We start from the raw sequence: 25,436 nt of genomic DNA, 5'->3' as shown, positions 1-25,436 counted from the left end.
GGAACGTGAGTGAATCGGACGAGGCTCTCGTCTATCCCGACCTCGACGCGGGCGAGCGCACCACCCTCGCCCAGTTCCTCGACCTCTACCGCGAACGTGTGCTGCGCCGCTTCGGCGTGCTGTCCGACGAGCAGGCGCGAACCCGAAGCCTGCCCGCGACGAACCTGACGCCCGGCGGCATCGTGAAACACCTCGCCCACATGGAGGACCACTGGTTCACCGCCAGGGCCGGATCGCGAGAGCTCCCAGAACCGTGGGCATCGGCGCCGTTCGACGATCGCCCGGACTGGGACTTCGAGTCCGCCGAGGATGACTCGGTCGAGGAGATCATCCGGCTCTATCGGGGCGCGTGCGAGCGCAGCCGCGCCGTGTTCGCGGGTCTCCCCAGCCTTGAAACGCGTGCGACGCGTCCGTCCTTCGGGAGAGGGACCGTGACCCTGCGATGGGTCATGGTCCACATGCTCGAGGAAACGGCGTGCCACGTCGGACACCTGGAGCTGCTCACCGATCCGTACCGACGCTCGTAGCGGCATCCGCATCCGCCACGTCGGAGGTAGCTGCCATGCTGGGCGCAACCGGCAGGAACGAGATCACGATGACGCGCGACCACGCGGACGAATCCGGTGGAGACGCTCGCGGCGTGGCGCCCGGCTGCACCGTTCCAGGGTGCGCCGATGTCGTCGCGACCGGCGCGCCCGTCCCGCTCTGCGTCCACCACCTGGCGCTCGGCGCCGACTGGGTCGCTCAGGAGTTCGGCGTGCACGACGTGCTGCCGACACCGTGTCCGGCGTGCGGGGCGCGGGTGGGCGTCCGGTATCCGTCCGGGTGGGTGTGCTCGGTCTGCGAGTGGGTGTACGGCACGAGCCCCGACGCCGAGCTGCCGCTGCCGCGCGTGGACGTCGTGTACTACATCCGCTTCGACGACCGCATGAAGATCGGCACCTCGAGCAACCTTCGGCAGCGGATGTCGCAACTCTGGCACCACGAGCTGGTCGCCTTGGAACGAGGCGGACGTTCCCGTGAGCGTGCGCGTCACGAGCAGTTCGCGCCGTGGCGGCTGGGCACGAGCGAATGGTTCCACCTCGTGCCAGAGCTCATCGAGCATGCGGATGCGCTGCGCGCAGGGATCGAGGATCCGTGGGAGCTCTACGCCCGGTGGGTCAGTGAGGCGATCGCGCTGCGGGGATGAGCACTGATCCGCGTCAGAGCAGGTACGCGTCCACGAACAGCGGACCGCGGATGACGCGCAGCTCGTAGATGATCCGCTCGTACGTCTTCCGCGTGACGCCCGACGCGACGATGTCGTGCGGCCCGATCGCGGGGAGCCGTCCCGTGCGGATCCGTACCACCTCCCATCCGGATGCGCGAACCGCGCGGTCCTTGCGCTCATCCGTCTGCTGACGCTTGCCGACGTGCTCGAGCCCGTGGCGTCCCGTGCTGTCGTACTCGATCGCCACGCGCAGCTCGGGCAGCAGGATGTCGGGCCAGACCTCGAGGTGATCGAAGAAGGGGCGGGCGACGCGGATGGCGTTGCATCCGCTCGTCAGCGCCAGTCGCGCCTCGAGACCCGCACGAAGCTCAGCCTCGACAGCGGATGCCGGCTTGGGCGCGCACGGACTGAGGAAAGGAGTGCCGGTCGGCAGCTGGGGCGTCTTGTCGCAGAGGCGTCGCGGCGGCCGCCGCCTGGGAGCAGACATCCGCAGGGGCGTGCCGCTGGGGAGTCCCGCTTGTTGCCTCGACGGGGTGCTCGGTTCCCGTCCCGACGGGGTGCCCGGTCGCAGGCTCGACGGGGTGCGCGATTCCCGTCTCGACGGGGTGCTCGGTTGCTGCCTCGCTGGAACGTCTGGCTCCGACTGCGGAATGCTGCGATCGAGCACGAGGCTCACGCGCGGATTCGGACGCCCCAACGCCAGCCGCGTGCACTCCGGACACCACGCCGAACGCCGCCGACGCTGCCCAGGACGGTCGCGCTGCTCCGCCGGTGTCGCCACGAAGATGTGGCCGGCGTCGCACTGCCACTGCAGCAGCACTTCCGCCGCCGGAGGAATCTGCGTCAGCGTGAATCCCTGGTTCAAGTCGGGATGATATTGCCTGATGAGGGCGGGAAATGGCGCCCACGCCTCCCGGTAGGTGCCCACTGGATACGGCACATCGGTGCCGCGCGAGAACTGCCGTCTCGCCCACCACTGATCCACCGGCTCCGCCACATGCGGCACCTTAGGCGGGACCGGTGACAACGCTCAGCCCCTCGCGTCTCGCACCCACAACCGCGATGCGGTCCCGCCTGTCGTCGCCAGCACAAGGCGATCGTGGAACACAGCGACCACGGCGGTCGCGGCCTTCGCCGGCATCGGGAGCGGCGTCCAACCGGAGCAGTCGGAGCTCAGCGTGAAAATCTGCGCGACGTGGTCGAGGTCTGCGACGGTCCAGAGCCGTTCCGTTCCGGCGTGGCTCGCGTCGATTGCGTTCGTGCCGGCGGCATGGGAACCGGATGCCGGATCGGCGACGACCACCCCTGTCACGTCCACGAGCCCGCGGCCAGGACCGTTGGAGGTGGCGGTGACGCGGCCCGTGGCATCCGTCTGCCAGCAGATCACGTGCTGCTCGGATGCCAACGTGCTGCCGATCACCGCGCATGCATTCGACCAGCACGCGACCTGGCTCGCCACCGCGCTCTCCGCGTCCGGAAGCGTGACGCGCTGCCACGCGAGCCCGTCGCTCGAGAACCAGGCAAGCGGAGTGCTCGGCGGGCCCGATCGTCCGTAGTGTGCGGATGCGCCCACCAGCACGAATCCTGCCGGTCCCGCAGTCGCACCCACGGCGCTCGTCTGCTCGCCGTCGTTCGCGGAGAGGCCGGGCAGGTCCGTGTGCCGTGTCCACGTCGTCCCTGACCCGGACAGCCACACGGCGGCGCCGTATCGTCCCGGACCGTCCAGTGTGACCCGGCTGTCCCAGGATCCGGCCAGCAGCATGGTCCCGCCATACGCCGTCTCTGCGTCGGTCGTGATGGCATCCTCGCCGCCGAACATCGTGAACGGTTGCTCGTGTTCGGTCAGCGCGCCCGGACGGCGTTGCGTGCCGGGGTGTCCGGTCCAGGTCGTCGGACGCGGATTGCTGTGCGCCCCGCCGAACGCCTGCCCCCACGCGACGATCCGTTCGAGGTCACCGTGGCGATCGGTCGTGTCGACGGCACCCATCGTGAACTCGGCAAGGCGTCCGTATCCGGTGACCGGGTGAACCGTCAACTCCGTCCAGTGCTCGAGGTCGGTCGTCGACCAGGCCGCGGGCGCGCGGGCTGAGCCGTGCGGCATGGAGCCGAGGGCGAGCATCCGGTCACCGGCGATCAGGAAGACGAGAATGCGGGCAGCGGTCGCGGGCAGGGGGATCCCGGTCCATCCCGCCGAGGCTGCTTCGCTCCTCGCATCGGTTGCGCTCGGTCCGAGTACGGACCGGGGCTCGGACGCCGTGCAGCCGACGACGGCCGTGAGAGCAACGGCAGCGGCGATCGTCGCTCGCAGCATTCGGCTCGGATGCCACGAGCGGCTCTCGCGCGGGATCCCGCCCATGCACCCATCTTCGTCGCCGGCGGTGCGCTTCGTACCCCTGCCTTCGCCGCACCGTCGCGTGCACCCGGATGCGGGTCACGTCGGTGGACAGCGCCGTTCGGGTGCACGCGACGACGCCCGCGCTGCGCTCCACGGACGCCCTCCTCAGCGCGCGACCGACGCCTCACTCCTGGCGAACGCCTCGAGCAGCCGATCCGCCAGCAGCTCCGGGACCTCCTGAGCGACATAGTGGCCGACGTCGTCGAGGTGCACGAGAGTGACGTCATCGGCCGCGACCGCGCTGAACGACTGGTACGTGAAGTCGCCGCCGCGGGAGCCGATGGCGGTGACCGGCATCCTGAGCGGATGCTCGCCCGCCAGCATGCGCAGCTCGTCGCCCTCGGTGAGCATGCTGCGGTAGAGGCCGGCGGCGCCGGAGAATCCGTGCGGTCGTCCGTAGCCGCGGGCGTACTCGGCGACATCCGCAGGGCCGACGGCGGCTGACGAGACCTTGTACAGCGGATAGAGATACTCGCCGATGAAGGCTCTCGCCTGCTTCTCGAACAGTAGGCCTGCGATACCGGGAGCTGCGAGCGCACCGATGTACCAGGCGCCGCCGTTGGTGACATCCGCAAGTCGTTCCGCCCCGAATCCGGCGATGCCCGATTCGATCGCGGTGAGGCCGGCGACATCCGTGGGATGCGTGGCGGCGAGCCGGTAGACGGTGCTGCCGCTGACATCCTGCCCGACCACGTGGACCGGTCCGATCGACAGGTGCTGGATGAGTGCGTGAAGATCTTCCGCGGCGACCGAGCTGGAGTAGTCGTCGTCCGCGGTGTCCGAGTCGCCGAATCCGCGCAGGTCGACGGCGTAGACGCGGTGCCGGGTGGCGAGCAGCGGGATGAGCCTGTGGAAGGCCCACCAGGACTCGGGAAATCCGTGCACGAGGAGCACGGGTGAACCGTGGTCGCCTGCTGTGACGTAGTGCAGTCGGGTGCCGTTCACTTCCGCGAGGTCGTGGCGGACGCCGTCGATGGTGGCCTGGTCGTAGTTCATGGTGCCTCCGGCGATCGATCCAAGACAACCAGGTTGTCATAGTGAACGCATTAAGACAACCAGATTGTCTCGCGGCAGGAGAGCCACGATCCACGGGTCTTACGATCGAGGCATGTCCCGTGAAGGCGCCGATCTGGCGATGCTGCTCCTGAGCGGATTCCGCTACCTCGCCGACGAAGCGCGACAACGGCTGACCGCCAGGGGATATCCGGATGTGCGCCCCGCCCACGACTTCGCCCTGCGTGCTGTGCAGGCCGGGGCGGGCACGGTCTCCGAGGTCGGACGACGCACTTCGGTCTCCAAGCAGGCCGCGGCGAAGACCGTCGCGTTCCTGGAAGAGGGCGGATACGTGCTGCGTCGGCGCATCCCAGGCGAGGGGCGCAGCATCCGCCTGACCGTCACCGATCGCGGGCGTTCCCTGATGCGCGACGGCGAGGCGGTCTTCGACGACCTTCGCACCGAGTGGGAGTCCCTCGTCGGTGCAGGCCGCGTCGCCGATGTGGAGCTGAGCCTGCAGCGCCTCCTCGCCGGCGATGCGCACACCACTGTGGACTGACGCGACTCGCCGCGCGACGCCTCCGGTCTGCGGCATCCCGATTTACCGTGAGGCCATGGACGACGACATCGAACCCACTCCGGAGCAGCTGCTCGCTGCCCTGGATGCCGGTGAACTGGTCGAGTCCGTCAGCGGACTCACCGAAACCCAGCGCGGCGATCTCCTGGAGCGCGTGGCGCTCCTGGTCGGTGCGAACCGGTCGATCAGCCTCGACGAGTTCCGCAGCGAACTCGCCGACATCCTCGACTCCGGACCCACGTTCCACGCCGTGCTGCACGGCGGCGCCTTCGACGGCCAGGTGATGGAACTCGACCCTGAAGACTTCGAACGCGACCTCGTCTGCGCAGCGGTGGAACAGGCATCCGCTGGATCGATCCCGGGAAAACATCGTGCGCGCTCCGACCCGATGTTCAACTCGTTGTATCGCGCGCTGTCGGGCGAGCCGCAGCCCGGCGCCACCGTGCACTACGAATTCGGCGGGCTTGTCGACATCGGCGACCTCGAGCCGGAAGACGGGGATGACGCTGCCGAGCGTTCCGACGAGCCTGGCCATCGCTCCACGCGCAGCGACCGGTGAGCACGCGCGACTGACACGGCCGGGATCGTCGTCGCGCCCGTACTCGCTCAGGCGACGATGGCGTGCACCAGAACGTCGACGGCCAGCACGATGACCACGACTCCGACGATGAGGTCGGTCCAGGTGGCGAGGGATTCTTGCGGGTTCTTGTTCCTCTTCGTCACGTGCATGAGTCCCGCGATCAGCAGGAACACCCCTCCGGCGAGTCCAGCGGGAAGCGCCCAACCCGGCACGAGAGCGAGGAGCCCGGCCAGCCCCATCCCGATGTTGGCGGTGCCGAGTTCGCGCGCCAGCTGCCTCTCCTGAACGCTCGGGGCGGCGGCGCCCAGGATCGCGCTGGTCGGTCCCTTGCCGGAGACCTGAACGATGCCGGCCACGAGCAGGCGGGTGCCGACGCCCCAGAACACCCACCAGATGCCGAATGCGAGTACCGGGTCCCCGCCGAACAGCGCCAGTTGCACGACGCCGGAGACGATCGGCAGCACGATCGTCTGCGCGATGACCAGGATGAAGTAGCCCATGGCTGACAGTCTGCTCGCGCACCGGGACAACACGAGACACCAGCTCGAGGGTCATGTCGGCCTGCGGCCCGCGGACCGACAGCCCCTCCGATCACTCCGTGCCGGGTGCGATCAATCCGGATTCGTATGCGGCGATCACGAGTTGCGCCCGATCGTGGGCGTCGAGCTTCGTCATCGCGCGGTTGACATGGGTCTTCGCCGTCGACGGTGAGATGAAGAGGCTCTGCGCGATCTCGTCGTTCGAGAGCCCTCTGCCCACCAGCGCCAGGATCTCCGTCTCGCGCTCGGTGAGGTCCGGCGGCAGTGAGCGCGTCGGGCCGGATGCCGGTGCCTGAAGCGACCGCCTGATGAGCGTCCTGGTCGCCACCGGCGACAGCAGCTCGTCGCCGGCGTGGACGGTGCGGATCGCGCGCACGATGTCGGCCGGGTCCGCACCCTTCCCGAGGAATCCGGCGGCCCCGGCACGCAGCGCCGCAAGCACGTTCTCCTCGTCCTCGAACGTGGTGAGCACGAGCACCCGGGTGGAGTCCAGGGTCGCGTCGGCGCGGATGGCGCGGGTGGCGGCGATCCCGTCGGTGCCCGGCATGCGCAGGTCCATGACCACGACATCCGGATGCTCGCGCCGCGCGACCGCGACCGCCTCCGCACCATCGGATGCCTCGCCCACCACCTCGAGGTCGTCCTCGTGCCTGAGGAGCCCCGCGACCGCGGAACGGATGAGCGCCTGGTCGTCAGCGATCAGCACCCGGATCATGCCGCACCCCCTCGTCGCGTTCCCGTGCATCCTCGTCGAGGATCGTGTCGTCCACCGTGGCGACCGCGTCCATCGCGCCGGTCGGGCTCCCGGGAAGCATGGCGGTCAGCTCGAACCCCGTGCCCGTGCGGTCCAAGGTCAGAGTTCCGCCGACCTCGGAGAGTCGCTCCCGCATGCCGACGAGACCGTGTCCGGTCGAAGCCGTGCCGGAGGAGGATGCGGACGCCGTGGCTGCGGCATCCGTCACGGGGTTCGTGACGCGGATGGTGAGCCCGTCATCCGAATAGGTCAGCTCGAGCTCGGCCGTGCGGTCGCGACCGTGCTTGTACGCGTTCGTCAGCGCTTCCTGCACGACCCGGTAGGCGATCGGACCGACGCGTGCGTCCAGCGGATACGGATCGCCCGCGACGTGCACCTTCACCCTGAGCCCGCTGCGTGCGAATAACGCCAGCAACCCTTCGACGCGTTCGAAGTCGGGCTCGTCGACGATGTCGCGGTCGGCGGAGCTGCGCAGCAGTCCGAGCATGTCGTTCAACTCGGTGAGCACGTTGCGGGCCGCGTCACCGACGATGGCGACGGCGGCCTCGGCCTCATCCGGATCGCTGCGCAGCGCCCGTGCCGCGACACCGGCCTGCAGGTTGATCACGGCGATGCGGTGAGCGACCGAATCGTGCAGGTCGCGGGCGATCGCCAGCCGGTCCTCAGCGACCCGGCGGCGGGCCTCCGCCTCACGGGATTCCTCGGCGCGGCGCGCGCGTTCCCTTGCCGACTCCAGCGCGTCGAAGTACGACCGGATCGCCGACCCCAGCGCCGCGGCGAACGCGACGAGCACCGCGGGCTGCAGCGTTGCAGGCTCGGTCACATCGCCGGCGCCGAACCCGGTGCCCGCGATCAGCAGCGCTTCGAGCGGAAGCAGAACGATGAGGGCGACCGCGAAGCCGACCGTCAGCGCGCGTGAGCTGTAGCGGGCCACCGAATACATCGCGATCGCGACCGGCACCGTCAGTCCCGCCGAGTGAGGGGCGCCGAGCAGCGGCGCGACCATCGCGATGAGCGCGCAGCACACGAGTGCGACGACCGGAAGCCGGCGGCGGGCGAACAGCACGAGACCGGCGACCGCCATGTACGGCAGCACGAGCAGTCCGTGTTGTGTGACCGAATCCTGGGCGACGTCGCCGCGGCCGGCGGGAACGAACGACGCAAGGCACACGACCACGAAGACGAGCACGTCCACCACGATGTCGCGAGCGCGGAGAGGTCTGGTGGGTGCGGGCATCCGTTCTCCGTTCCGCTCGGTCGTGGTTCCGCTCGATGGTGGCCGGATGCCATGCGCGGGTTCGCGCGAGGCCGTGCGGCCGCAGCTTTCCACACCCAAGCATCGCTCAGTGCGTTGCGCGTGGCATCCCACCGCGGCGGGCATCCGGATACCGCGAACGCGGTAGCGAAGAGCCCACGACGGCGGGACGCCTCGCAACCGCCTGCTGTCGACACTGGAAGTGCGGGACTCGGCGCGCTGTGCGTCGTCCGGCCGAGTGGCGCCCCTGGCGTCCGGATGCCGGCCGCACGAGAGAGAACGGACAGCATGTCAGCGGTACTGGAAGCCCGCGACCTCCGGCGGGCATACGGGAGCGGCGCAGACCGCTTCGAGGCCCTTCGCGGAGTGTCGCTCAGCGTGGTGGCGGGGGAGAGCCTCGCCATCGTCGGCAAGAGCGGATCGGGCAAATCGACCATGATGCACCTGCTCGCACTGTTGGATCGGCCGACGTCGGGCTCCGTGCTCGTCGACGGCAGGGATGCCGAGGACGTGCGCGGCAGTGAGCTGGGCCGCCTGCGCAACAAGGAGTTCGGCTTCGTCTTCCAGCAGTTCTTCCTCAACGCGCACGCCAGCGTGCTCGACAACGTGTCGCTGCCGCTCGTGATCGCCGGCGTGTCCAGGTCGCAGCGCAAGCGCCGCGCCATGGAGGCACTCGACCGGCTCGGAATCGCGGACAAGGCGCGCAACCGCGCCAACGACCTCTCCGGTGGCCAGAAGCAGCGCGTCGTGATCGCCCGCGCACTCGTCAACGAGCCGAAGGTCATCTTCGCGGACGAGCCGACCGGCAACCTCGACTCCTCCACCGGTGCCGAGGTGGAGGGCATGCTCTTCGGCCTCCACCGGGAGCAGGGGATCACACTCGTGATCGTCACACACGACGCCGACCTGGCATCCCGCTGCGAGCGCAGCATCACGATGCGCGACGGACGCATCTCGGATCTCTCGGAGGTGGCGGCGTGAAGACCGGTGACCTGATCGCATCCGCGGTCGCGAACACGTTCCGCAGCAAGCTGCGTACGACTCTCACGGTGATCGCCATCTTCATCGGCGCGTTCACTCTCACCCTCACCTCCGCCATCGGCACGGGGGTGTCGAGCTACATCACCACCCAGGTGGCGGCCATCGGATCCAGCGACAGCATCACGGTGACCAAGGCGGCGACCGCGCAGTCGTCGACCGGATCCGGACCGAAGAAGTACGACGCGAGCACCGACAGCGCGAGTCGATCGGGCGGAGGCGGCGGCCCGGCCGCCGCCGCGGGAGCCACCCAGGTGCTCACCGCCGACGACATCGCCAAGGTCAAGCAGGTGGACGGCATCCAGTCCGTCTCCGGCAACACGTCCGTGACGCCGTCGTGGATCAGCTACGACGACAACGGCAAGTGGGTGCTGTCGATGAACATGCTGCGCGACGCCAAGGCGGATCTCGCTGCAGGCAGCCAGCTGAGCAACAGCACATCCGAGAACCAGATCGTGCTGCCCACCACCTACCTGCACAACCTCGGTCTCGGATCCGCGAAGGACGCGGTCGGCACGACCGTGACCATCGGCATCCGCGACTATCTCGGCGACATGCGCCAGGTCACGGCAACGGTTGTCGGGATTCAGAACGCCACGCTCTTCGCCTCAGGAGCGTCCGTGAACGACGCGCTTCGAACGGGTCTCGTCGACGCGCAGAACACCGGAAAACCGGCCAGCGTCACCACGACCTACGGCAGCGCGACAGCGACCATCGCCACGGATGCCACTCCCCAGCAGATCGCGCAGATCAAGGCAGACCTGAAGGCTGCCGGCTTCACGGGTCAGACCGTCGACGACCAGCTGGGCAGCCTGCTCACCGTGATCAACGGGATCGTCGGAGTGCTCGACGCGTTCGCAGTGATCGCGCTCATCGCCGCCGGATTCGGCATCGTGAACACGCTCCTGATGAGCGTGCAGGAGCGCACCCGCGAGATCGGCCTGATGAAGGCCATGGGCATGGGGAGCGGGCGCGTCTTCGCCCTGTTCAGTCTGGAGGCCGTGTTCATCGGACTCCTCGGCAGCGCGATCGGTGCCCTGATCGCGATCGGGCTCGGCACATTGATCAGCAACCGCCTGTCGGCGACGCTGCTGTCGGATCTGCCGGGGCTGCATCTGCTGCAGTTCTCGGTGTCGTCGGTGGCGACGATCATCATCGTGGTGATGGCGATCAGCTTCCTCGCCGGAACGCTGCCGGCGCGTCGGGCGTCCAGGCTGAATCCGATCGAGGCGCTCCGGTACGAGTGACGCCGCCCATGCCGGCTGAGCTCAACCCGCGGTGCGTTTCGACGAACTCGATCGATGGCGACCGAGTTAACTGCGATGCCCGCGAGCCCCTAGGGTGGACCGGTGGCAGGATCACGGAGCGCACGCCGAGACCAGCCCGGCCCGCGCCGCACCGGAGGCCAGCCCCCGGCGTCGTCGTACGGCGCCGGGCACGATGCCGGCGCGCCTGCCGAATCGCGACGCGCGGCAACGCGAGTCGTCGCAGAGCGTCAGCCCCGGGCATCCGGGCCGGTGCCGCTGCGCACCATCGCCAGGCACGGGAGGCTGCATCGCAGACCGTGGGCGACTGTCGGCAAGGTGGTCGCATCCGTCGCCGCGGTCGGCCTGATCAGCGTTCTGGGCATCGGCGGTGTCGCCGCGGCGAACCTCGTGGCGGACGTGAAGCCGTCGGTGCATCTGGTCGGCGAGGAGAAGCTCGGCGCGGTCCCCGACATCGGCGCGCTCGAGGGCGGCGTGAACATCCTGCTCGCGGCCACCGACACCCGCACGGACCAGGGCGGCGCCTGGGGCACCACAGACGACAGCTCAGGCGAGGGCCTGAACGACGTGACGATGCTCGTGCACCTGTCGCAGGACCACACGCACGCCGTCGTCGTGAGCTTTCCGCGCGACCTCATGCTCGCCATCCCGAAATGCCCTGACGGCGAGGGCGGCTGGAACAGTGCCATGTCGTTCCAGCCGTTGAACACGACGCTCTCGGATGGCGGACTCGCCTGCACAGTGCTGACCATCGAGCAGCTCACCGGAGTGGACATTCCGTTCGCCGGCGTCGTGAACTTCAACGGCGTCGTCGCCATGTCGGATGCCGTCGGCGGCGTGCCGGTCTGCATCACGGACGGCGGCATTCACGACGAGCACACGAACCTCGACCTGCCGGACGGCACCTCCGTGCTCTCCGGCATGCAGGCGGCGGAATTCCTGCGCACGCGCTACGGCGTGGGCGACGGATCCGATCTCGGCCGCATCAGCAACACGCAGGTCTTCCTGTCGTCACTGGTGCGCACCGTGATGACGAAATCCACGTTGACCAACCCCGTGAAAGTGTGGGGGCTCGCGAAGGCGGCGCTGCAGAACATCAAATGGTCCGACTCGCTCAACAACGTCACAACGCTGTACCAGATCGCCATGGCGGCCAAAGACCTGCAGTACGACAACATCGTGTTCGTGCAGTACCCGGTGGGAAGCGACTCGGACTACCCCGGCAAGGTGGTGGCCGATCATTCGTCGGCCGACACTCTCATGGCGGCGATCAAGGCGGACCAGCCGCTGCAGCTCACCGGCGGCACCGGCGTCGGATCCGTGACGTCGACGGATGCGCCGGCCCCTTCGGACGCGTCCGCCGGCTCCGGCACGTCTACCGGGAGTTCCGACGCGTCGAGCGGTACCATCGGCACGTCGACCGCTGCCGCGCAGCCGTCCGGCACCCCGGTCGCCCTGCCGGACGACGTCAAGGGTCAGACGGCCGCCACCCAGACCTGCTCGAAGGGCAACAACTAGCGCTCCCCGACCGTGCGCGTTCCTCCCCTCGAGAGTGCCGGTTCCTCCGCCCGACCGTGCGCGTCTCTCCGCGCGAGAGTGCCCGTTCCTCCGCGCGAGAGTGCCCGTTTCTCCGCGCGAGGGTGCGTGTTTCTCCGCCCGACCGCGCCCGTTCCTGTTTCCCGAACGGCGCTCCCGAACGGCGGCACGGACGTGCCTCAGAACAGCGTCGGCCCCGCCTCCTCGAGTGCCCCCTCGAGTCCGAGCAGGAATCGCTTGCGTTCAAGCCCGCCCGCGTATCCGGTGAGGCTGCCGCTCGCGCCGACCACGCGGTGGCACGGCACCGCGATGGACAGCGGGTTGTGGCCGACGGCCTGGCCGACCATCCGCGCGAGGTTCCGGTCACCGAGCTGTTCCGCGATCTCGCCGTACGTGATCGTCTCGCCGAACGGGATACCGCGAAGGATGCCCCACACCCGCTCCTCGAAGTCGCTGCCCTTCGCGCGCATGGCGAAGTCGAGCGTGGCGCGCGTGCCATCCAGATAGTCGTGCAGCTGCACGACAGCCTCCCGGATCACCGGATCGGATCCAGCACCCACCTCCGGCCCGAACGCCGATCGGTCCGGCTTCGTCCAGTGCCCCGGGTAGTAGATCCCGGTCACGGCATCCCCGTCGGCGACGATGGTGACCTCGCCGATGTGCTCTGAGATCTGCGGTGCCGTGACGGTTGCGTGACGGATGTCCATGAGCGACTCCTCCTGTGCGTTCCTCTTTCATTGTGCAGACGCCCGCCGTCGCCGGAACGTGAGGTCGACATCGTGCGGCGCGCCGGACATCGCCGCCGCGGCATACCCTGCCGGTATGGCCGATCGCGTCGACAAGCCCAACCGAGCGCTCGCCGACGAGCGTGACATCCTCGTCGGCTTCCTCGACTACGACAGGAGTGCGGTCGGCCGCAAGCTGCAGGCACTGAGCGACGCGGATGCCAGCACCTCCGTCATCCCGTCCGGCTGGTCGATGATCGAGCTGGCCTGGCACCTCGCGGCGATGGAGCGTCGCTGGCTGCGCTGGTCGTTCCTGGGCGAGGCACTGCAGGATCCGTATCCGGACGCCGACGACAGCGGATCCTGGCGGGTACCGGCTGGGCTCACCGTCGCTGAGGTGCTCGACACGCTGCGCACGGGGGGTGAGGCCACGCGCCGCATCGTCGCCGAGCACGACCTGGACGAACGCGCGCACCTCGGCGGCAAGTACACGGGCGACGACGACCAGCCGCTCCCGACGCTGCGCTGGATTCTCACGTACGTTGTGCAGGAGTATTCGCGGCACCTCGGGCATCTCGACATCGCCCGCGAGCTGATCGACGGGGAGACCGGGGAATGACCGCACAGCAGCCAACGGGGGAGACCGGCGCAGCGAATATCGGGGCGGGGGAGCACGGTGCCTACGCGTCCGCGGACGCTTCCGCCGAGGTCGACGGACGGTTCGCCGACGCGTCGCGACTCGTCGCGGACTGGGTCGAAGGCGGTCGGATCCCCGGCGCCGTGCTCGGCGTGCTCGATCCCGAAGGCGGCGTGACGACCAGAGCCTTCGGCCTGGCGCAGCGCGTGCCGGAGGAGCGGCCGATGACCACCGAGACCTGGTTCGACCTGGCGTCGGTGACGAAGGTGGTGTTCACGACGCCGCGCATCCTGGATGCCGCAAGCGCAGGCATCCTCGACCTCGACGCTCCGGTGACGCAAGTGCTGACGGAGTTGCGCCAGTTCGACCCGGACGCCTGGCAGCGCCGCATCACCCTCCGCGACTGCCTCACGCACGCGAGCGGGCTGCCGGCCACATTCCCTGTCTATACGTACGGCACGGATCCCGACCAGCTCCGCGCATTCGTCATCCAGCGGGACTGGCCGCACGGCGAGCCGGTGTACTCCGACCTCAACTACATGCTGCTGGGGTTCGTGCTCGAGCGACTCGCGGGATCGGCGGCGGGCGCCGGCACGGGTCCGGATGGCGGACCCCGGGACATCCACATCCGAGACCTCGATCCCGGCCGGGGCTTCGCGTGGTCTGCAGATCCATCTGTGGCGGCGGCCACCGAGTACTGCCCGTGGCGACGACGGATGCTCGTCGGCACCGTGCACGACGAGAACGCGGCCGCGCTGCAGGGCGCCGGGCATGCCGGACTGTTCGGCACCGCGGCATCCCTCCTCGCCTTCGCTCGCGGTCTGCTCGACGGATCGGGCGCGACGCCCGAGGCCATCGCACTGATGCGCACCGCGGTCGGCCCTCGCCGTACCTACGGGTGGGAGCACACCTACGACGGATGGTCGGGCGGCGAGACGTGCAGCGATCAGACCATCGGCCACAGCGGCTTCACCGGCACCGGGATCTGGATCGACTTCGAGACCGGCCGCGCCTGGACGTTGCTCACCAACCGTGTGCACCCCACCCGCTGGTCCGATAGCGGCATCATCGAGCTGCGCCGCCTCGTCGGCACCACTCTCAACGGCTGACCGATCCGGAGTCCATGGACCTTTCGTCGACATGACGGATCGGGCTCTCCTGCTGAAAACATGCCCGGCTGGCAGGTTTCCAGCTGGATGTCCTGTCGGCGCCTCGGTTGCTGGGGCACGATGAAGAGATGATGGGGACGGATGCGGACGCCGCGGACACGCCTCAGGTTGGCGCACTCGCGATCAACGTGGTCGTCCCGGAGGAGCTCCGCTGGCGGGACACGCGCCGTGACGAGGAGTTCGAGCTGGAGAGCATCACCGTGCGACTGCTGCCGGGCGGCGGTCTCGCGGCGAAGGCCTACGGACGTCCGGTCACCGGTGGACGCGGCGCCTACGTCTCGTTCCGCGTGCCCGACCGGCCGGAGCTCCATCAGCTCATCGCAGACGCCGCCGACCGTGCCGCCGAGCTCTGGGCGGCACACGGAACGCTTTGAGCTGGCGGCGACTCAGCGTCGCGGGACGTGGCGACAGGCGTCTACGACTCGCCCCGCTCGCTGAGCCGGCCCGGCTCACTACACAGCCTGCAGCACCACGGATGCGCCCTGGCCGCCGCCGCCGCAGATGCCGACGGCCCCGTGGCTTCCGGATCCGGCAGCCTGCAGTCGCCGTGCAAGGTGCCCGACGATACGTGCACCGGATGCCCCGATCGGATGCCCCATCGCGATCGCCCCGCCGTGCGCGTTCACGATGGCGGGGTCGATGCCCAGCTGCCTGGTCGAGTGCACCGCGACCGCAGCGAACGCCTCGTTGATCTCGACGGCGGCGAGGTCGGATGCCTGAAGCCCAGCAGCTTTCAGCGCCGCCTCGATGGCGTTCGACGGCTGGGCGTGCAGCGACGTGTCCGGTCCGGCGACGAATGCCTGCGAGACGACCCGCGCGAGCGGCGCGACCGAGAGGTCGACGTCGTCGCCGACGAGCACGATCGCGGCGGCGCCATCCGTGATCTGCGACGAGTTGCCGGCCGTGATCGTGCCGTTGCCGGCGAACGCGGGACGCAGGGACGCGAGCGATTCCGCGGTCGTGTCCGCGCGCAATCCGTCGTCCACGGAGTAGGTCGTCGATCCCTTGCGGGACGAGATCTCGTACGGCTCGATCTCGCCGGCGAGGAAATCGACGGATGCGGCAAGGCGCTGGTGAGAGCTCGCTGCGAAGGCGTCCTGCTCCTCGCGCGAGATGCCGAGTACCTCGTTGTACTGCTCCGTCGAGGCGCCCATGGAGATGTGCTCGAAGGCGTCGGAGAGGCCGTCGTGCTCGAGCGTGTCGAGGAACTCGATCGCTCCGTACTTCTGGCCGGCGCGGGATCCGACCCACGCGTGCGGCGCCAGCGACATCGACTCCTGGCCGACGGCGACCACGATGTCGGCCTCGCCGTGCTCGATGAGCCGCGCCGCGTGTGCCACGGCCAGGGTGCCGGAGAGGCATACCGCGTTCAGCGTGATCGCCGGAACGGTGAGCGGGATGCCGGCGGCCACCGCCGCCTGCCGCGCCGGATTCTGTCCCGCCCCGGCCTGCACCACCTGTCCGCCCTGCACGATGTCGACGCTCTCAGGGGCGACGCCCGCGCGCCGCAGGGCAGCGGCGATCGCGTGTCCGCCGAGGGCGGGTGCGGGAATCGTGGCGAAGCTTCCGTTGAAGCGGACGAAAGGGGTGCGGGCGTATCCGGCGATGAGCGCGGAACGGCCGGAAGTGGTCGGCATGGGTGGACTCCTTTGTGCAGCGGCTGCCGTTTCGAGGATAACCGCGCGGCTCCGCAAGCGATCCGTCGCGGCGGCCGTGCAGCACGGCGACCCTCATTTGCGTGCGTGCCGTGCGGGCATGCGGGCGACCGGGCGTGCGTGCGGGCGACCGGCAGGCACTTGATCCGCACCCGCAGAGGTGGGCATCCTCGAATCCGTGGACACGTCGGGCGAGAGCCTCGTCAGCATCGTCGGGCACCTGCTGGTGCTCGCGATGTTCGTGAACGTCGGCATCCGGATGCTGCCCAGCACTCGTCCCGTGCCCTGGCCGGCGTTGGTGTTCGTCGTGGTGATCGGGGTGCCGTCTCTGCTGCAGCCCGTCATCCCCGCCATCCCGGATGCCCTCGCCCGCGATCCGCACGCCATCCTCGCGGACGGTCAGTGGTGGCGCATCCTCACGGCGCTCGTCGCCCAGGACGGCGGTGAGGTCGCCGCGATCTTCAACCTGCTCGTCGTCGCGGTGGCACTGACGTTCGGCACGTGGATCTGGGGGCCGTGGATCGCCACAGCGCTGTATGTGGTCCCGTCGATCGTGCTGAACTTGCTCGCCGTGGCCTGGGACCGACCCGGCGGCGGCAGCTCGTTCGCGAACGACGGCCTGATGTTCAGTGTCTTCGCGCTCGCGCTGCTGATCGGCACGAGGGATGCCGCCCGCCCCTCGTCGAGATCGACCATGCTCGTGCGCGTCTGCGCGGGCATCTCGGTGGTCGTCGCGATCGTGCTGGTGGTGTCGTGGGATGCCCACGGCGTGGCCATGCTGCTCGGCCTCGTCCTCGGTGGAGGAACGGCCCTGGCTGCCAGGCGGATCAGCGCGGAGCGGACTGCTGCAGGATGATCCCGTTGCCGTCCGGATCCGTGAACTGTGCGTACTGACCCCACGGCGCGCGCTCCACGCCCGAGTCGAACGCGACGCCCAGCTTGGTGAGCCGGTGGATGTCGTCCTCGAGGTCATCCGTTTCCAGCACGAGGCCGCGCAGCGATCCGGAGGGCATCGTCTCGAACCACGTGACGAGGGTGATCGAGGTCGCAGCGCCCGGTGGGACCACCTGGATCCAGCGCTGATCCTCGCCCATCATCGTGTCGGCGACGAGCGTGAACCCGAGGGTGTCGACGTAGAAGTCGCGGGCGCGATCCGGATCAGACACGGGCACGGAGAACAGCAGGATCTGCGAGATGGCCATGCCGCGAGGCTACGCCGTGCGTGCCTTCAGCAGATCGGCCCGCTCCGGGTGCTCATCGAACCATTGGGCGACGTACCAGCACATCGGAACGATGTGGAAGTCGGTGTTCTTCTCCACGTCGTCCACCGCGTACTGAACGATCTTGCCGGCGAGTCCGCGTCCGCGGAGGTTGGGGTTCGTGAAGGTGCGCGTCATCGACAGGGCTTCCCCGAGCACGCTGTACTCGACGACGCTGGCGATCTGGCCGTCGACCCGCAGCGTGTAGCGGTGGGCATCCGGTTCGTGTGCGTATTCCTCGGCCATGCGCTCAGGCTATGTCGCCTGCCCCGAGGGCGTCGACGGTCGCCGGGCGCTCCGGGTGTGCATGACGGAGATCCTCATCGTGTCGCGGCGGCGTAACCTGAGGCTCGCACGCGCCCCGGTTGGATGTGAGGAGTCGTCGATGACCGACCTGCCCGCCACGCACGAGGAGTTGCTCGCGCGGATCCCCATCCCGGATGGCGCACGTCTCGAGGCATCCGCGATCACGTACGGCCACGATGGCACGGAGCTCGAGGGATACGTCGCCCACGACGCGGCGGCCGACGAGCCGCTGCCCGGCATTCTGATCGTGCCCGACTGGCTCGGCGTCGGACCCAACGCGGAGCTGCGCGCCCAGATGCTGGCGCGCCTCGGATACGTCGCGTTCGTCGCCGACGTCTTCGGTGCCGGCGTGCGACCGACAGCAGACGAGGCGCCGTCCGTCGCAGGCGGCTTCTACCGGGACCTCGGCCTCATGCGCGCCCGCGTGCAGGCCGCGTACGAGACGCTCGCCGAGCTTCCGCAGGTGGACGAGTCGCGCATCGTGGTCATCGGATACTGCTTCGGCGGCACGGCAGCGCTCGAGTTCGCGCGCACGGGAGCCGACATCCGCGGCGTCGTGTCGTTCCACGGCAGGCTCCTCACCCACGATCCGAGCGATGCGGATGCCATCCGCGGCAAGGTCCTGATCCTCACCGGAGGCGCCGACCCGTCGGTGCCGGACTCCGACGTGCACGCGTTCCAGGAGGAGCTGCGCACCGTGCCGAGCCTCGACTGGCAGGTCGTCACGTACAGCGGGGCGCCGCACGCGTTCACCGTGCCGGGCGACCGTTTCCGTCCCCTCGCGGATGCCCGCAGCTGGCGCGCGCAGCTCGACTTCTTCGACGAGGTGCTCGCCTGACCCCGGCCGATGCCCCATCGAGACTAGATGTGCGCGACGAGACTCGTGTCGTCGCGCACAGTCTCGGCGTGCACGTCTAGTCTCGCGGCGGGGGTGGTGGACGAGATGGCGGAGTCACGGGCTGCGTACACGGAACGAGGGTCAACGAAGAAGTGCGCGTTCTGCGCGATCGTCGCGGGAGAGGCATCCGCTCGCGAGGTGTTCCGCAGTGATGACTTCGTGGCGTTCCTCGACGCGCACCCGGTGTTCGCGGGGCACGTGCTCATGGTGCCGACCCGGCATGTGCAGACGTACGACGAGCTGCCGATCGGCCTCGCGGATGCCTGGGTGCGCACCTCCCAAGCGCTGGAGCGCGCCGTCGAATCCGCGATGGAGGCCGACGGCTCGCTCCTCATCGTCAACAATGTGGTCTCGCAGTCCGTGCCGCACTTGCACCTGCACGTCATCCCGCGGTCCCGGGGCGACGGTCTCCGCTTCTGGCTCGGCCCGCGGCACTCGTACGCCTCGGCGGAGGAAGCGGATGCCGTTGCCGAGGGCATCCGGTCGGCGCTCTCGTCCGACACTGCTGGTTGAGCTGGGGAGCGAAGCGAGCGGCAACTGCAACCTGCGGTGGCAACCGGCGGCGCCCTCACCGGATTTGTCGCCGCGATGCCGGGCCCGGCTATGCTGCCCCGCGTGACAACGTCGTCGGCCCCCACCACTTCCGCGCCGCCTCGCGCGACTCCGCCGTGGCGCTACGCCATCGGCATGTTCGGCACCTCGATCCCGATCAACATGGTCAAGGGGTCGATGATCCTCTACTACGTGGACATCCTCGGGCTGGATGTTCGCGCGTACGGCGTCGTGATGGCGATCTACGCGGTGATCGATGCCGTCGACAACCCCGTACTCGGCTACCTCTCCGATCGCACCCGCACCCGCTTCGGTCGCAGGCGGCCGTGGCTCGTCGTCGGGGCACCGCTCTTGGCGGCGAGCATGATCGCGTTCTTCTCCGCTCCCACCTCGCTGCACGGCATGGGACTCATCGTGTGGTTCGCGGTGTTCGCCATCCTCTGCGAGGCGTTCGACTCCATGATCAATGCCAACTACGGAGCGCTGCTGCCCGAACTGTTCCCGCACGAACGCACCAGGGCGGTGGCGAACGGGCTGCGGCAGGGATTCCAGCTCGCCGCGCTCGTGCTCTCGCTCGCCGTGACGCCGTTGCTCACCACGAGCGTGTTCGGCACGGAGGAGACCACCGGCGGATTCAGGATCACGGCCATCCTGTACGCGGTGATAGCCGTCGCCGTCGTGGTCTTCATGGCGCTCGGCGCTCGCGAGAACCCGCGGTACTCCACCGACCTGCGCCCGCCGCTCTGGTCGAGCATCTGGTCCATCGTGAGCAACCGGCTGTTCTGGACGGTCGGCCTCGTCGGCGCCTGCTACGGCATCGCGATGGCGATCGTGCTGGCGGGCATCCAGCTCTACGTGAAGTACTCGCTCGGCCTGCCGGTCTCGCAGGCGCTGTACCTGCAGGCCGTGGTCATCTTGATAGCAGTCGGTGGCCTGGCGGTCTGGACGCGTGTCGTGGCACGCAAGGGTGCGCTGTGGACGTGGCGACTCGCCTTCGCCGTGCTGGCGATCAGCTTCGTGGCGCTGTTCTTCGCGACGAACCTGGTGACCGCGTTGCTCGCCGGCGTGCTGGTCGGAGCCGGCTGGTCAGGGATGCTCGCCACCAACGACCTCATCACCGCTCGCGTTCTCGACGCGGATGCCGCCTCCCACGGTCAGCACCGCGAGGGCCTTTTCCTCTCCGCGTTCGGATTCTTCGGCCGACTGAACAGCATCGTCACCGGGCTTGCCCTCACCTCGCTCGGCATCTTCTTCGGATACAACTCGGGAGACGACCCCGGATCGAATCCGGGATTCGCGTTCCGCGTCTATCTCTGCGTGTACCCGTTCCTCTTCGCGGCGGTCGGCGCGATCGCGGCACGCTTCGTGCGAGTGCCGCAGCCGACGGCCGACCAGCACAGCGGATGCACTGGCGGGCCGAGCGCTCCCGGCGCCGAGGAACCGAACGCCCCCGACGTCAACGAACCGGTCACTCCCGACGTCAACAAACCGGTCACTCCCGACGTCAACGAACCGGTCACCCCCGACGCCGCCAACCAACCGATCACCTCAGGCGCCTCGACCGAAACCAGCGAGTCGAACGACGTCGAGATCGACGTGCCCGCGGCCGACGACCAGAATCCCGTCGACCGATGACCCGCAGCCTCGTCATCACCGCCGACGATCTCGGACGCGACCCGGGGACGACCGACACGATCCTCGAACTCCTCGCCGACGGCCACGTCACGGCCACGACGCTCATCGCGGTGTCGGACGACGCGGAGCGTGCCGCGCAGGGCGCACGCGCGCTCGGTGTCACCCCGCACCTGCACGCGACGCTGACGCGGGACGCGGGCATGGCGTGGCATCCGCTCTCCGCCCTACCGAGCCTGACGGATGCCGACGGCCTCCTCTTCGCCGACTCGGCGGCCTTCGACGCCACGGCGGACACCGAGCAGGCGTTCGTCGAACTCGACGCCCAGCTGGACTGGATGCACTCTCGCGGCCTCGACCCCACCGCCGCCGACTCGCATGCCGGAACGCTCTACGGCCTGAACGGCCGGTCCTGGCTGGCCGGCGCGCTGCGGTGGTGTGCGGCGAACAAGCTGGCGTTCCGGCTCCCGCGGGATCCGCGATCCTACTTCGGGGACGTCCTCCCCGGCCCGATCGTGAACGCCCATGCCCGCGCCGTCACCTACGCCGACGGACTCGGGGTGCGGATCCCGCAGGCGATTCTGACCAATCACGCCGGCGCCGACGAGCTCGGCGAGTACGCCGCCCTGCTGGACAGCACGATCGAGCGCGTCGCCGAGCTGCCGGATGGCGTCAGCGAGCTGTTCCTGCATCCGTCGGCGCCCGGTGCGGTGCCGGGGCCTGCCGGAGTCGTCCGGGAGTGGGAGGCGCGGTTGCTGCGCGATGACCGCTGGCGTGATGCGCTCGACCGTGAGGGCATCCGTCTCGTGTCCACATGGTGGGAATGACAGGCTGGTTGCCATGACGCGCATCGTGCATCGGCTCACATTCGGCCTCGAGGAGGCGCTCGCCGCCGAGCTGCGCAGCATCCCATTCGAGGTGGGTCGACACGACGACAGCGTCGAGGTCCGGCTCGAATACGACCGCGACAACGCGGTCATCGACCTCGGCTGCGAGGGAGCAGACGGCTGGCGCGGCTGGTCGGGCGGCGCGCGCGACAGGTTCGTCATCCGCAGGCACGAGGCGACTCCCGGATACGTTCCCGGCGAGCTCGAGCCGGGCGAGTGGAGCGTGCAGCTCGGGTTGTACAAGCTGCCGGTGGAGCCGATCGAGGTGACCGTCACTATCCTGCTGCTGGCGGAGTCGGCCATCCCGCCGGAGCCCGAGGCGACGCCGACTCCGGATGCCCCGCGCGCCAGCGCGCGCGGCCTGCCGGCGTCGCGTGGCCTGACCTGGTACGCGGGCGACTTCCACGCGCACTCCACCCACTCCGACGGCGAGCAGTCGCTGAGCGAGCTCGCCGGACTCGCGTCCCGCAACGGCCTCGACTTTCTCGCCGTGACGGAGCACAACACGGTGTCGCACCATCCGCTGCTCGGGCAGGTGGGAGCATCCCACGGCCTGACCCTGCTGCCCGGACAGGAGGTCACGACCCCGCGCGGTCACGCGAACGCGTTCGGCGACATCGGCTGGATCGACTTCCGCCGGCCAGCCGACGCGTGGGTCGCGGAGGTCGCCGAGCGCGGCGGCATCCTCAGTGTGAACCATCCGCTGCAGGGCGATTGGGCGTGGCAGCATCCGCTCGTCGAGCTGCCTGCCGCGCTCGAGCTGTGGCACGTGAGCTGGTTCCTCGAGGCATCCGCGACGGCCCCGTGGGCGTTCCTCGAGCGCTGGCGGCGGGATGTCGTGCTTCTCGGCGGCAGCGACTACCACAACCCCGAGCACGGCTACCTGCCGGGAACCCCGGTCACCTGGGTCGCGGCCGAGGACCGCAGTCCCGACGCGATCCTGGATGCCGTACGTGCCGGACGCACCGCCATCACGCGGCTGCCCACCCCGGATGCTCCGGCGCTGGTGCGCGTCGACGGCGACCTCGTCGCGGTCGCGGCGGACGGCGCCGTGCTCCGCGACCTGGACGGTCGGAGCCGCCTGCTGCACGGCGACCGCATCGTCGTTCCGGATGCGCCGCAAGGTCCCTATCGTTTGGAGACCACCAAGGGCGAGTGCCTCGCGATCTCGCCGTGAGTTCGATCGTCGGCCTGTCGGCGGCGTCTGGTGTCATCGTGCAATGTCGAAGATCCCGCACGTGTACAAGGACAGCCGCAATATCGACTCCCGCCTCCGATCCTTCGGCGCCGCGCCGTCATTCGGACGCAGACGGGCCATCATGGAACTCCGGAGGCTGGTCCACTTGGGTGGCCTGGGCGGAGCGACATCGATGATGGCCTCGTTCTTCTCCATCCTCGTGGCGATGATCGTTCTCGGCGCGACCACGGTGACCTTCGTGTCCGCTCAGGTCGAACGCGCTGTGCCGAACGAAGTGAACGAGGTGGCCAGGTCGTCCGGAAACGTGATGACCTTCCTGCTGTGGTCTGCGTTCGTACTCCTTCTTCTTGCCGGCTACGGCGCAATCATGCAAGCGCTTGTGGAGAGGCGGAGCGCTGCAGCTGCGATGTATCTGCCCGAGTACGAGCGGATAGACGCGGAACTTCGTGGCGATCAGAGGGCGACTCGTCGTCGGAGGCGTCGATTTCAGTGACCCCGTCGGCAACTGATATAGTCGTCAGGTTGATCAGGGAGCCTCGGCTTCGGAACAACACCCCACGCGCCATTAGCTCAACGGATAGAGCATCTGACTACGGATCAGAAGGTTGGGGGTTCGAATCCCTCATGGCGCACACTGTGTTGAGACAGTAGAAACCCCGGAATCACGCGGAAGTCGAGCGTGGTCCGGGGTTTCGTTTTGCCCTCGCGGAAGATGATCTTGCGGCTCGTGTGCACTGGTCTTGAACCGGTGTGGCGTGGGCTCTTGGGAATCCACGAGTCCTGTAGCCTGTTGTATCAAGTGGATCGGGAATGCTCGATCGGCGTTGGGTCTCCGGAGTAGTCCGGGGCCCTTTCGCTTTTATCAGGGATAGACCTTCAGGCCGTACCCGTGGAGCGCGCCCTCCTTGGAGCGGACGAGTTTCTGCTCTAAGAGATTCCATGCATGGTTCGGTTGCGACGGCCGCATGTCGTGGACTCCGATCGGCCGTGCCACGAGGTCAGCCACTTGCAGTCCCGAACTGTTGGTCTGCTTGCCGACGCACCCCACCAGGTCTGACACGCGTCCGAACAGGAGCGTGAATCCGGCCGCACACAGTGCATAGCTCGTGGTGATCCATTGCAGGTCCCCTGTCGGGATGCCGACGTCACGGCCGATGCGGGGCAACGCGACGGTGAGGATCGAGAAGTCGACGGCGAGCGTGAAGCCCGCAGTGAGCAGAATGGCCAGCGCAACGCGCTCCCGGCTCGAGGATCGGACGGGCGGCTGTGCGATTTCGGCGGCGATGGGCATGGGATCCTTCCACGTTCGGTTGCATCCCACGGTGACCGGGCAGCCGTCGGCCAGCCAGCCACCTGCTGTTCCTACCAATGACAGGGTCAGGCAGCATCCCTCACCCGAGCGGAGGATGGGACCATGAACCGCACGATCACCGTCACCGGCGTCGCCGCCACCGATCCCGGCGGAAGTGAGCTGGGCGGATTCCTTCGCACGCGCCGCGACGCGCTCACTCCCGAGCAGGTCGGAATCGCCAGCTACGGGGTGCGACGCGTCAGCGGGCTGCGCCGCGAAGAGCTCGCCCGACTCGCCGGTGTGTCCGTCGCGTACTACACCAGGCTCGAGCAGGGCCAATCCGTGTCGGCATCCGAGTCGATCCTCGACGCGCTCGCCCGCGCTCTCCAGCTTCGCGACGACGAACGCGACCATCTCTTCGAACTCGCCAAGCCTCGTTCGGCGCGCCGCAACAGGCCACCTCGTCCTGAGCAGGCGACAGCCGGCGGCGCCCAACTGCTTGGAGCGATGACCGGGATCCCGGCGCTCATCCTCGGCCAGCGCAACGACGTCCTGGCGTGGAACACACTCGGACATGCCCTGTTCGCCGGGCACCTGCCGTTCGAGGCGCCGCAGGATCCTGCCACGCGCCCGAACCTGAGCCGGATGCTTTTTCTCGATGCCCACTCCCGCGAGCTGTACCGAGACTGGGACGACGAGGCATCCCTCGTCGTGGCATCGCTGCGATTCGTCGCCGCGCAGCACCCGGACAGTCGCGCCCTGGCCGAGCTCGTCGGAGAGCTCAGCGTGAAGAGCGGGGAGTTCGCCGCGTTGTGGGCGCGGCACACCGTGAAACTGTGCACGCACGGAACCAAGCACCTGCATCATCCGGAGGTCGGCGACCTGGAACTCGACTACCAGGCCCTCCATCTCCCCGACACCGACGGGCAACGTCTGCTCACCTACACGGCTGAGCCAGGCACCGGATCGGCGCACGCCATTCACTTGCTGGCCTGCTGATTGCGGAACAGGCCGGCGACTGCGGATTGGCCTGGCTGGAGACATCGAGCCGAGATGAGGCTCGAGTGAAGCACAGCGGTTCGCTG

General features: G+C 68.8%; 29 protein-coding genes and 1 tRNA gene. 19 read left to right on the top strand and 11 right to left on the bottom strand.

What is annotated here, in order from left to right; translation table 11 throughout:
* Window positions 1–5 precede the first annotated feature (5 nt).
* Together ACX9R5_RS01005 and ACX9R5_RS01000 are read left to right on the top strand one after the other, a co-directional pair.
* Window positions 6–527 (top strand): DinB family protein, encoded by a 522-nt coding sequence (locus tag ACX9R5_RS01005; protein WP_459407146.1) that lies wholly within the window; start codon window positions 6–8, stop codon window positions 525–527.
* A 35-nt stretch (window positions 528–562) separates the two neighbouring features.
* Window positions 563–1,189 carry a GIY-YIG nuclease family protein gene (locus ACX9R5_RS01000; RefSeq protein ID WP_459407145.1) on the top strand — a complete coding sequence of 209 codons (627 nt, stop codon included), beginning with the start codon at window positions 563–565 and terminating at the stop codon, window positions 1,187–1,189.
* A gap of 13 nt (window positions 1,190–1,202) precedes the next feature.
* Here the strand turns inward: ACX9R5_RS01000 and ACX9R5_RS00995 are convergent, their stop codons facing one another.
* The 3 genes from ACX9R5_RS00995 to ACX9R5_RS00985 form a co-directional block, all read right to left on the bottom strand.
* Window positions 1,203–2,207 (bottom strand): zinc-ribbon domain-containing protein, encoded by a 1,005-nt coding sequence (locus ACX9R5_RS00995; protein ID WP_459407144.1) that lies wholly within the window; start codon window positions 2,205–2,207, stop codon window positions 1,203–1,205.
* Window positions 2,208–2,240: 33 nt separating this feature from the next.
* Complete coding sequence (locus ACX9R5_RS00990) at window positions 2,241–3,566, bottom strand: hypothetical protein (RefSeq protein ID WP_459407143.1); 1,326 nt, start codon at window positions 3,564–3,566, stop codon at window positions 2,241–2,243.
* Between the two features lie 144 nt (window positions 3,567–3,710).
* Window positions 3,711–4,601: an alpha/beta fold hydrolase gene (locus ACX9R5_RS00985; RefSeq protein ID WP_459407142.1), complete on the bottom strand. Its 891-nt coding sequence runs from the start codon at window positions 4,599–4,601 to the stop codon at window positions 3,711–3,713.
* A gap of 112 nt (window positions 4,602–4,713) precedes the next feature.
* Here ACX9R5_RS00985 and ACX9R5_RS00980 point away from each other — a divergent pair, with 112 nt between their 5' ends.
* Both ACX9R5_RS00980 and ACX9R5_RS00975 read left to right on the top strand, forming a co-directional pair.
* Window positions 4,714–5,157: a MarR family winged helix-turn-helix transcriptional regulator gene (locus tag ACX9R5_RS00980; protein ID WP_459407141.1), complete on the top strand. Its 444-nt coding sequence runs from the start codon at window positions 4,714–4,716 to the stop codon at window positions 5,155–5,157.
* A gap of 55 nt (window positions 5,158–5,212) precedes the next feature.
* Window positions 5,213–5,734: a hypothetical protein gene (locus ACX9R5_RS00975; protein ID WP_459407140.1), complete on the top strand. Its 522-nt coding sequence runs from the start codon at window positions 5,213–5,215 to the stop codon at window positions 5,732–5,734.
* A gap of 47 nt (window positions 5,735–5,781) precedes the next feature.
* Here the strand turns inward: ACX9R5_RS00975 and ACX9R5_RS00970 are convergent, their stop codons facing one another.
* The 3 genes from ACX9R5_RS00970 to ACX9R5_RS00960 form a co-directional block, all read right to left on the bottom strand.
* A complete protein-coding gene (locus ACX9R5_RS00970; protein WP_459407139.1) occupies window positions 5,782–6,255 on the bottom strand; it encodes a hypothetical protein in 474 nt (157 codons plus the stop codon).
* A 91-nt stretch (window positions 6,256–6,346) separates the two neighbouring features.
* Complete coding sequence (locus ACX9R5_RS00965) at window positions 6,347–7,009, bottom strand: response regulator transcription factor (protein WP_459407138.1); 663 nt, start codon at window positions 7,007–7,009, stop codon at window positions 6,347–6,349.
* Window positions 6,987–8,285: a sensor histidine kinase gene (locus ACX9R5_RS00960; RefSeq protein WP_459407137.1), complete on the bottom strand. Its 1,299-nt coding sequence runs from the start codon at window positions 8,283–8,285 to the stop codon at window positions 6,987–6,989. Before ACX9R5_RS00960 ends, ACX9R5_RS00965 begins: the two co-directional genes overlap by 23 nt.
* 306 nt (window positions 8,286–8,591) lie before the next feature.
* Between ACX9R5_RS00960 and ACX9R5_RS00955 the strand changes: the two genes are divergently transcribed.
* The 3 genes from ACX9R5_RS00955 to ACX9R5_RS00945 all read left to right on the top strand — a co-directional run bounded on the left by ACX9R5_RS00955 (window position 8,592) and on the right by ACX9R5_RS00945 (window position 12,124).
* Entirely contained in the window at window positions 8,592–9,284 is a 693-nt protein-coding gene (locus ACX9R5_RS00955) for an ABC transporter ATP-binding protein (RefSeq protein ID WP_459407136.1), read from the top strand.
* Window positions 9,281–10,588 carry an ABC transporter permease gene (locus tag ACX9R5_RS00950; protein ID WP_459407135.1) on the top strand — a complete coding sequence of 436 codons (1,308 nt, stop codon included), beginning with the start codon at window positions 9,281–9,283 and terminating at the stop codon, window positions 10,586–10,588. Before ACX9R5_RS00955 ends, ACX9R5_RS00950 begins: the two co-directional genes overlap by 4 nt.
* A 102-nt stretch (window positions 10,589–10,690) precedes the next feature.
* On the top strand, window positions 10,691–12,124 hold the full coding sequence (locus tag ACX9R5_RS00945) for an LCP family protein (protein WP_459407134.1): 1,434 nt from the start codon (window positions 10,691–10,693) through the stop codon (window positions 12,122–12,124).
* A gap of 197 nt (window positions 12,125–12,321) precedes the next feature.
* Here the strand turns inward: ACX9R5_RS00945 and ACX9R5_RS00940 are convergent, their stop codons facing one another.
* Window positions 12,322–12,849, bottom strand: a complete 528-nt coding sequence (locus tag ACX9R5_RS00940) for a methylated-DNA--[protein]-cysteine S-methyltransferase (RefSeq protein WP_459407133.1) — start codon at window positions 12,847–12,849, stop codon at window positions 12,322–12,324.
* Between the two features lie 115 nt (window positions 12,850–12,964).
* On the opposite strand from ACX9R5_RS00940, the gene ACX9R5_RS00935 reads away from it, so the two are divergent.
* The 3 genes from ACX9R5_RS00935 to ACX9R5_RS00925 all read left to right on the top strand — a co-directional run bounded on the left by ACX9R5_RS00935 (window position 12,965) and on the right by ACX9R5_RS00925 (window position 15,047).
* A complete protein-coding gene (locus ACX9R5_RS00935) occupies window positions 12,965–13,486 on the top strand; it encodes a DinB family protein (RefSeq protein ID WP_459407132.1) in 522 nt (173 codons plus the stop codon).
* The gene (locus ACX9R5_RS00930; protein WP_459407131.1) at window positions 13,483–14,613 is read left to right on the top strand and encodes a serine hydrolase domain-containing protein; all 1,131 of its coding nucleotides are present in this window, start codon (window positions 13,483–13,485) and stop codon (window positions 14,611–14,613) included. The genes ACX9R5_RS00935 and ACX9R5_RS00930 overlap by 4 nt, the downstream gene beginning before the upstream one ends.
* Before the next feature lie 128 nt (window positions 14,614–14,741).
* Window positions 14,742–15,047, top strand: coding sequence for a hypothetical protein (locus ACX9R5_RS00925; RefSeq protein WP_459407130.1), 306 nt, complete (start codon window positions 14,742–14,744; stop codon window positions 15,045–15,047).
* A 78-nt stretch (window positions 15,048–15,125) separates the two neighbouring features.
* On the opposite strand, the gene ACX9R5_RS00920 is transcribed toward ACX9R5_RS00925, so the two are convergent.
* Window positions 15,126–16,310, bottom strand: a complete 1,185-nt coding sequence (locus ACX9R5_RS00920) for an acetyl-CoA C-acyltransferase (protein WP_459407129.1) — start codon at window positions 16,308–16,310, stop codon at window positions 15,126–15,128.
* 196 nt (window positions 16,311–16,506) lie between these two features.
* On the opposite strand from ACX9R5_RS00920, the gene ACX9R5_RS00915 reads away from it, so the two are divergent.
* A complete protein-coding gene (locus ACX9R5_RS00915; protein ID WP_459407128.1) occupies window positions 16,507–17,184 on the top strand; it encodes a hypothetical protein in 678 nt (225 codons plus the stop codon).
* Here ACX9R5_RS00915 and ACX9R5_RS00910 read toward each other — a convergent pair.
* Window positions 17,156–17,530: a VOC family protein gene (locus ACX9R5_RS00910; protein ID WP_459407127.1), complete on the bottom strand. Its 375-nt coding sequence runs from the start codon at window positions 17,528–17,530 to the stop codon at window positions 17,156–17,158. The two genes, ACX9R5_RS00915 and ACX9R5_RS00910, sit on opposite strands and share 29 nt — an antisense overlap.
* Window positions 17,531–17,539: 9 nt before the next feature.
* The gene (locus tag ACX9R5_RS00905; protein WP_459407126.1) at window positions 17,540–17,833 is read right to left on the bottom strand and encodes a GNAT family N-acetyltransferase; all 294 of its coding nucleotides are present in this window, start codon (window positions 17,831–17,833) and stop codon (window positions 17,540–17,542) included.
* Window positions 17,834–17,972: 139 nt separating this feature from the next.
* Between ACX9R5_RS00905 and ACX9R5_RS00900 the strand changes: the two genes are divergently transcribed.
* From ACX9R5_RS00900 to ACX9R5_RS00870, 7 genes are all read left to right on the top strand, one after another.
* A complete protein-coding gene (locus ACX9R5_RS00900; RefSeq protein ID WP_459407125.1) occupies window positions 17,973–18,731 on the top strand; it encodes a dienelactone hydrolase family protein in 759 nt (252 codons plus the stop codon).
* A 105-nt stretch (window positions 18,732–18,836) separates the two neighbouring features.
* Window positions 18,837–19,304, top strand: coding sequence for an HIT family protein (locus ACX9R5_RS00895; RefSeq protein WP_459407124.1), 468 nt, complete (start codon window positions 18,837–18,839; stop codon window positions 19,302–19,304).
* A gap of 102 nt (window positions 19,305–19,406) precedes the next feature.
* Complete coding sequence (locus ACX9R5_RS00890) at window positions 19,407–20,978, top strand: MFS transporter (RefSeq protein ID WP_459407123.1); 1,572 nt, start codon at window positions 19,407–19,409, stop codon at window positions 20,976–20,978.
* Window positions 20,975–21,802 carry a ChbG/HpnK family deacetylase gene (locus ACX9R5_RS00885; protein ID WP_459407122.1) on the top strand — a complete coding sequence of 276 codons (828 nt, stop codon included), beginning with the start codon at window positions 20,975–20,977 and terminating at the stop codon, window positions 21,800–21,802. The genes ACX9R5_RS00890 and ACX9R5_RS00885 overlap by 4 nt, the downstream gene beginning before the upstream one ends.
* 13 nt (window positions 21,803–21,815) lie before the next feature.
* Window positions 21,816–23,039: a CehA/McbA family metallohydrolase gene (locus ACX9R5_RS00880; protein ID WP_459407121.1), complete on the top strand. Its 1,224-nt coding sequence runs from the start codon at window positions 21,816–21,818 to the stop codon at window positions 23,037–23,039.
* A 43-nt stretch (window positions 23,040–23,082) separates the two neighbouring features.
* The gene (locus tag ACX9R5_RS00875; protein ID WP_459407120.1) at window positions 23,083–23,553 is read left to right on the top strand and encodes a hypothetical protein; all 471 of its coding nucleotides are present in this window, start codon (window positions 23,083–23,085) and stop codon (window positions 23,551–23,553) included.
* Between the two features lie 66 nt (window positions 23,554–23,619).
* Window positions 23,620–23,692: transfer RNA gene (locus ACX9R5_RS00870), tRNA-Arg, on the top strand.
* A 230-nt stretch (window positions 23,693–23,922) separates the two neighbouring features.
* On the opposite strand, the gene ACX9R5_RS00865 is transcribed toward ACX9R5_RS00870, so the two are convergent.
* Window positions 23,923–24,351: a hypothetical protein gene (locus ACX9R5_RS00865; protein WP_459407119.1), complete on the bottom strand. Its 429-nt coding sequence runs from the start codon at window positions 24,349–24,351 to the stop codon at window positions 23,923–23,925.
* Window positions 24,352–24,474: 123 nt separating this feature from the next.
* Between ACX9R5_RS00865 and ACX9R5_RS00860 the strand changes: the two genes are divergently transcribed.
* Window positions 24,475–25,350, top strand: coding sequence for a helix-turn-helix transcriptional regulator (locus tag ACX9R5_RS00860; protein ID WP_459407118.1), 876 nt, complete (start codon window positions 24,475–24,477; stop codon window positions 25,348–25,350).
* The last annotated feature ends 86 nt before the right edge of the window (window positions 25,351–25,436 follow it).

It is taken from the genome of Rathayibacter sp. CAU 1779, assembly GCF_054551755.1.
The sequence above is the reverse complement of the archived record's forward strand: the minus strand, read 5'-3'. Positions and strand labels throughout refer to the sequence as shown.

Bases quoted from the DNA above. Each gene is read 5' to 3' on its own strand.
- ACX9R5_RS00980 (WP_459407141.1), top strand. From the start codon at position 4,714: ATGTCCCGTGAAGGCGCCGATCTGGCGATGCTGCTCCTGAGCGGATTC.
- ACX9R5_RS00880 (WP_459407121.1), top strand. From the start codon at position 21,816: ATGACGCGCATCGTGCATCGGCTCACATTCGGCCTCGAGGAGGCGCTC.
- ACX9R5_RS00975 (WP_459407140.1), top strand. From the start codon at position 5,213: ATGGACGACGACATCGAACCCACTCCGGAGCAGCTGCTCGCTGCCCTG.
- ACX9R5_RS00900 (WP_459407125.1), top strand. From the start codon at position 17,973: ATGACCGACCTGCCCGCCACGCACGAGGAGTTGCTCGCGCGGATCCCC.
- ACX9R5_RS00965 (WP_459407138.1), bottom strand. From the start codon at position 7,009: ATGATCCGGGTGCTGATCGCTGACGACCAGGCGCTCATCCGTTCCGCG.
- ACX9R5_RS01000 (WP_459407145.1), top strand. From the start codon at position 563: ATGCTGGGCGCAACCGGCAGGAACGAGATCACGATGACGCGCGACCAC.
- ACX9R5_RS00985 (WP_459407142.1), bottom strand. From the start codon at position 4,601: ATGAACTACGACCAGGCCACCATCGACGGCGTCCGCCACGACCTCGCG.
- ACX9R5_RS00860 (WP_459407118.1), top strand. From the start codon at position 24,475: ATGAACCGCACGATCACCGTCACCGGCGTCGCCGCCACCGATCCCGGC.
- ACX9R5_RS00990 (WP_459407143.1), bottom strand. From the start codon at position 3,566: ATGGGCGGGATCCCGCGCGAGAGCCGCTCGTGGCATCCGAGCCGAATG.
- ACX9R5_RS00885 (WP_459407122.1), top strand. From the start codon at position 20,975: ATGACCCGCAGCCTCGTCATCACCGCCGACGATCTCGGACGCGACCCG.
- ACX9R5_RS00935 (WP_459407132.1), top strand. From the start codon at position 12,965: ATGGCCGATCGCGTCGACAAGCCCAACCGAGCGCTCGCCGACGAGCGT.
- ACX9R5_RS00865 (WP_459407119.1), bottom strand. From the start codon at position 24,351: ATGCCCATCGCCGCCGAAATCGCACAGCCGCCCGTCCGATCCTCGAGC.
- ACX9R5_RS00925 (WP_459407130.1), top strand. From the start codon at position 14,742: ATGATGGGGACGGATGCGGACGCCGCGGACACGCCTCAGGTTGGCGCA.
- ACX9R5_RS00920 (WP_459407129.1), bottom strand. From the start codon at position 16,310: ATGCCGACCACTTCCGGCCGTTCCGCGCTCATCGCCGGATACGCCCGC.
- ACX9R5_RS00955 (WP_459407136.1), top strand. From the start codon at position 8,592: ATGTCAGCGGTACTGGAAGCCCGCGACCTCCGGCGGGCATACGGGAGC.
- ACX9R5_RS00910 (WP_459407127.1), bottom strand. From the start codon at position 17,530: ATGGCCATCTCGCAGATCCTGCTGTTCTCCGTGCCCGTGTCTGATCCG.
- ACX9R5_RS00960 (WP_459407137.1), bottom strand. From the start codon at position 8,285: ATGCCCGCACCCACCAGACCTCTCCGCGCTCGCGACATCGTGGTGGAC.
- ACX9R5_RS00930 (WP_459407131.1), top strand. From the start codon at position 13,483: ATGACCGCACAGCAGCCAACGGGGGAGACCGGCGCAGCGAATATCGGG.
- ACX9R5_RS00940 (WP_459407133.1), bottom strand. From the start codon at position 12,849: ATGGACATCCGTCACGCAACCGTCACGGCACCGCAGATCTCAGAGCAC.
- ACX9R5_RS00895 (WP_459407124.1), top strand. From the start codon at position 18,837: ATGGCGGAGTCACGGGCTGCGTACACGGAACGAGGGTCAACGAAGAAG.
- ACX9R5_RS00970 (WP_459407139.1), bottom strand. From the start codon at position 6,255: ATGGGCTACTTCATCCTGGTCATCGCGCAGACGATCGTGCTGCCGATC.
- ACX9R5_RS00875 (WP_459407120.1), top strand. From the start codon at position 23,083: ATGTCGAAGATCCCGCACGTGTACAAGGACAGCCGCAATATCGACTCC.
- ACX9R5_RS00905 (WP_459407126.1), bottom strand. From the start codon at position 17,833: ATGGCCGAGGAATACGCACACGAACCGGATGCCCACCGCTACACGCTG.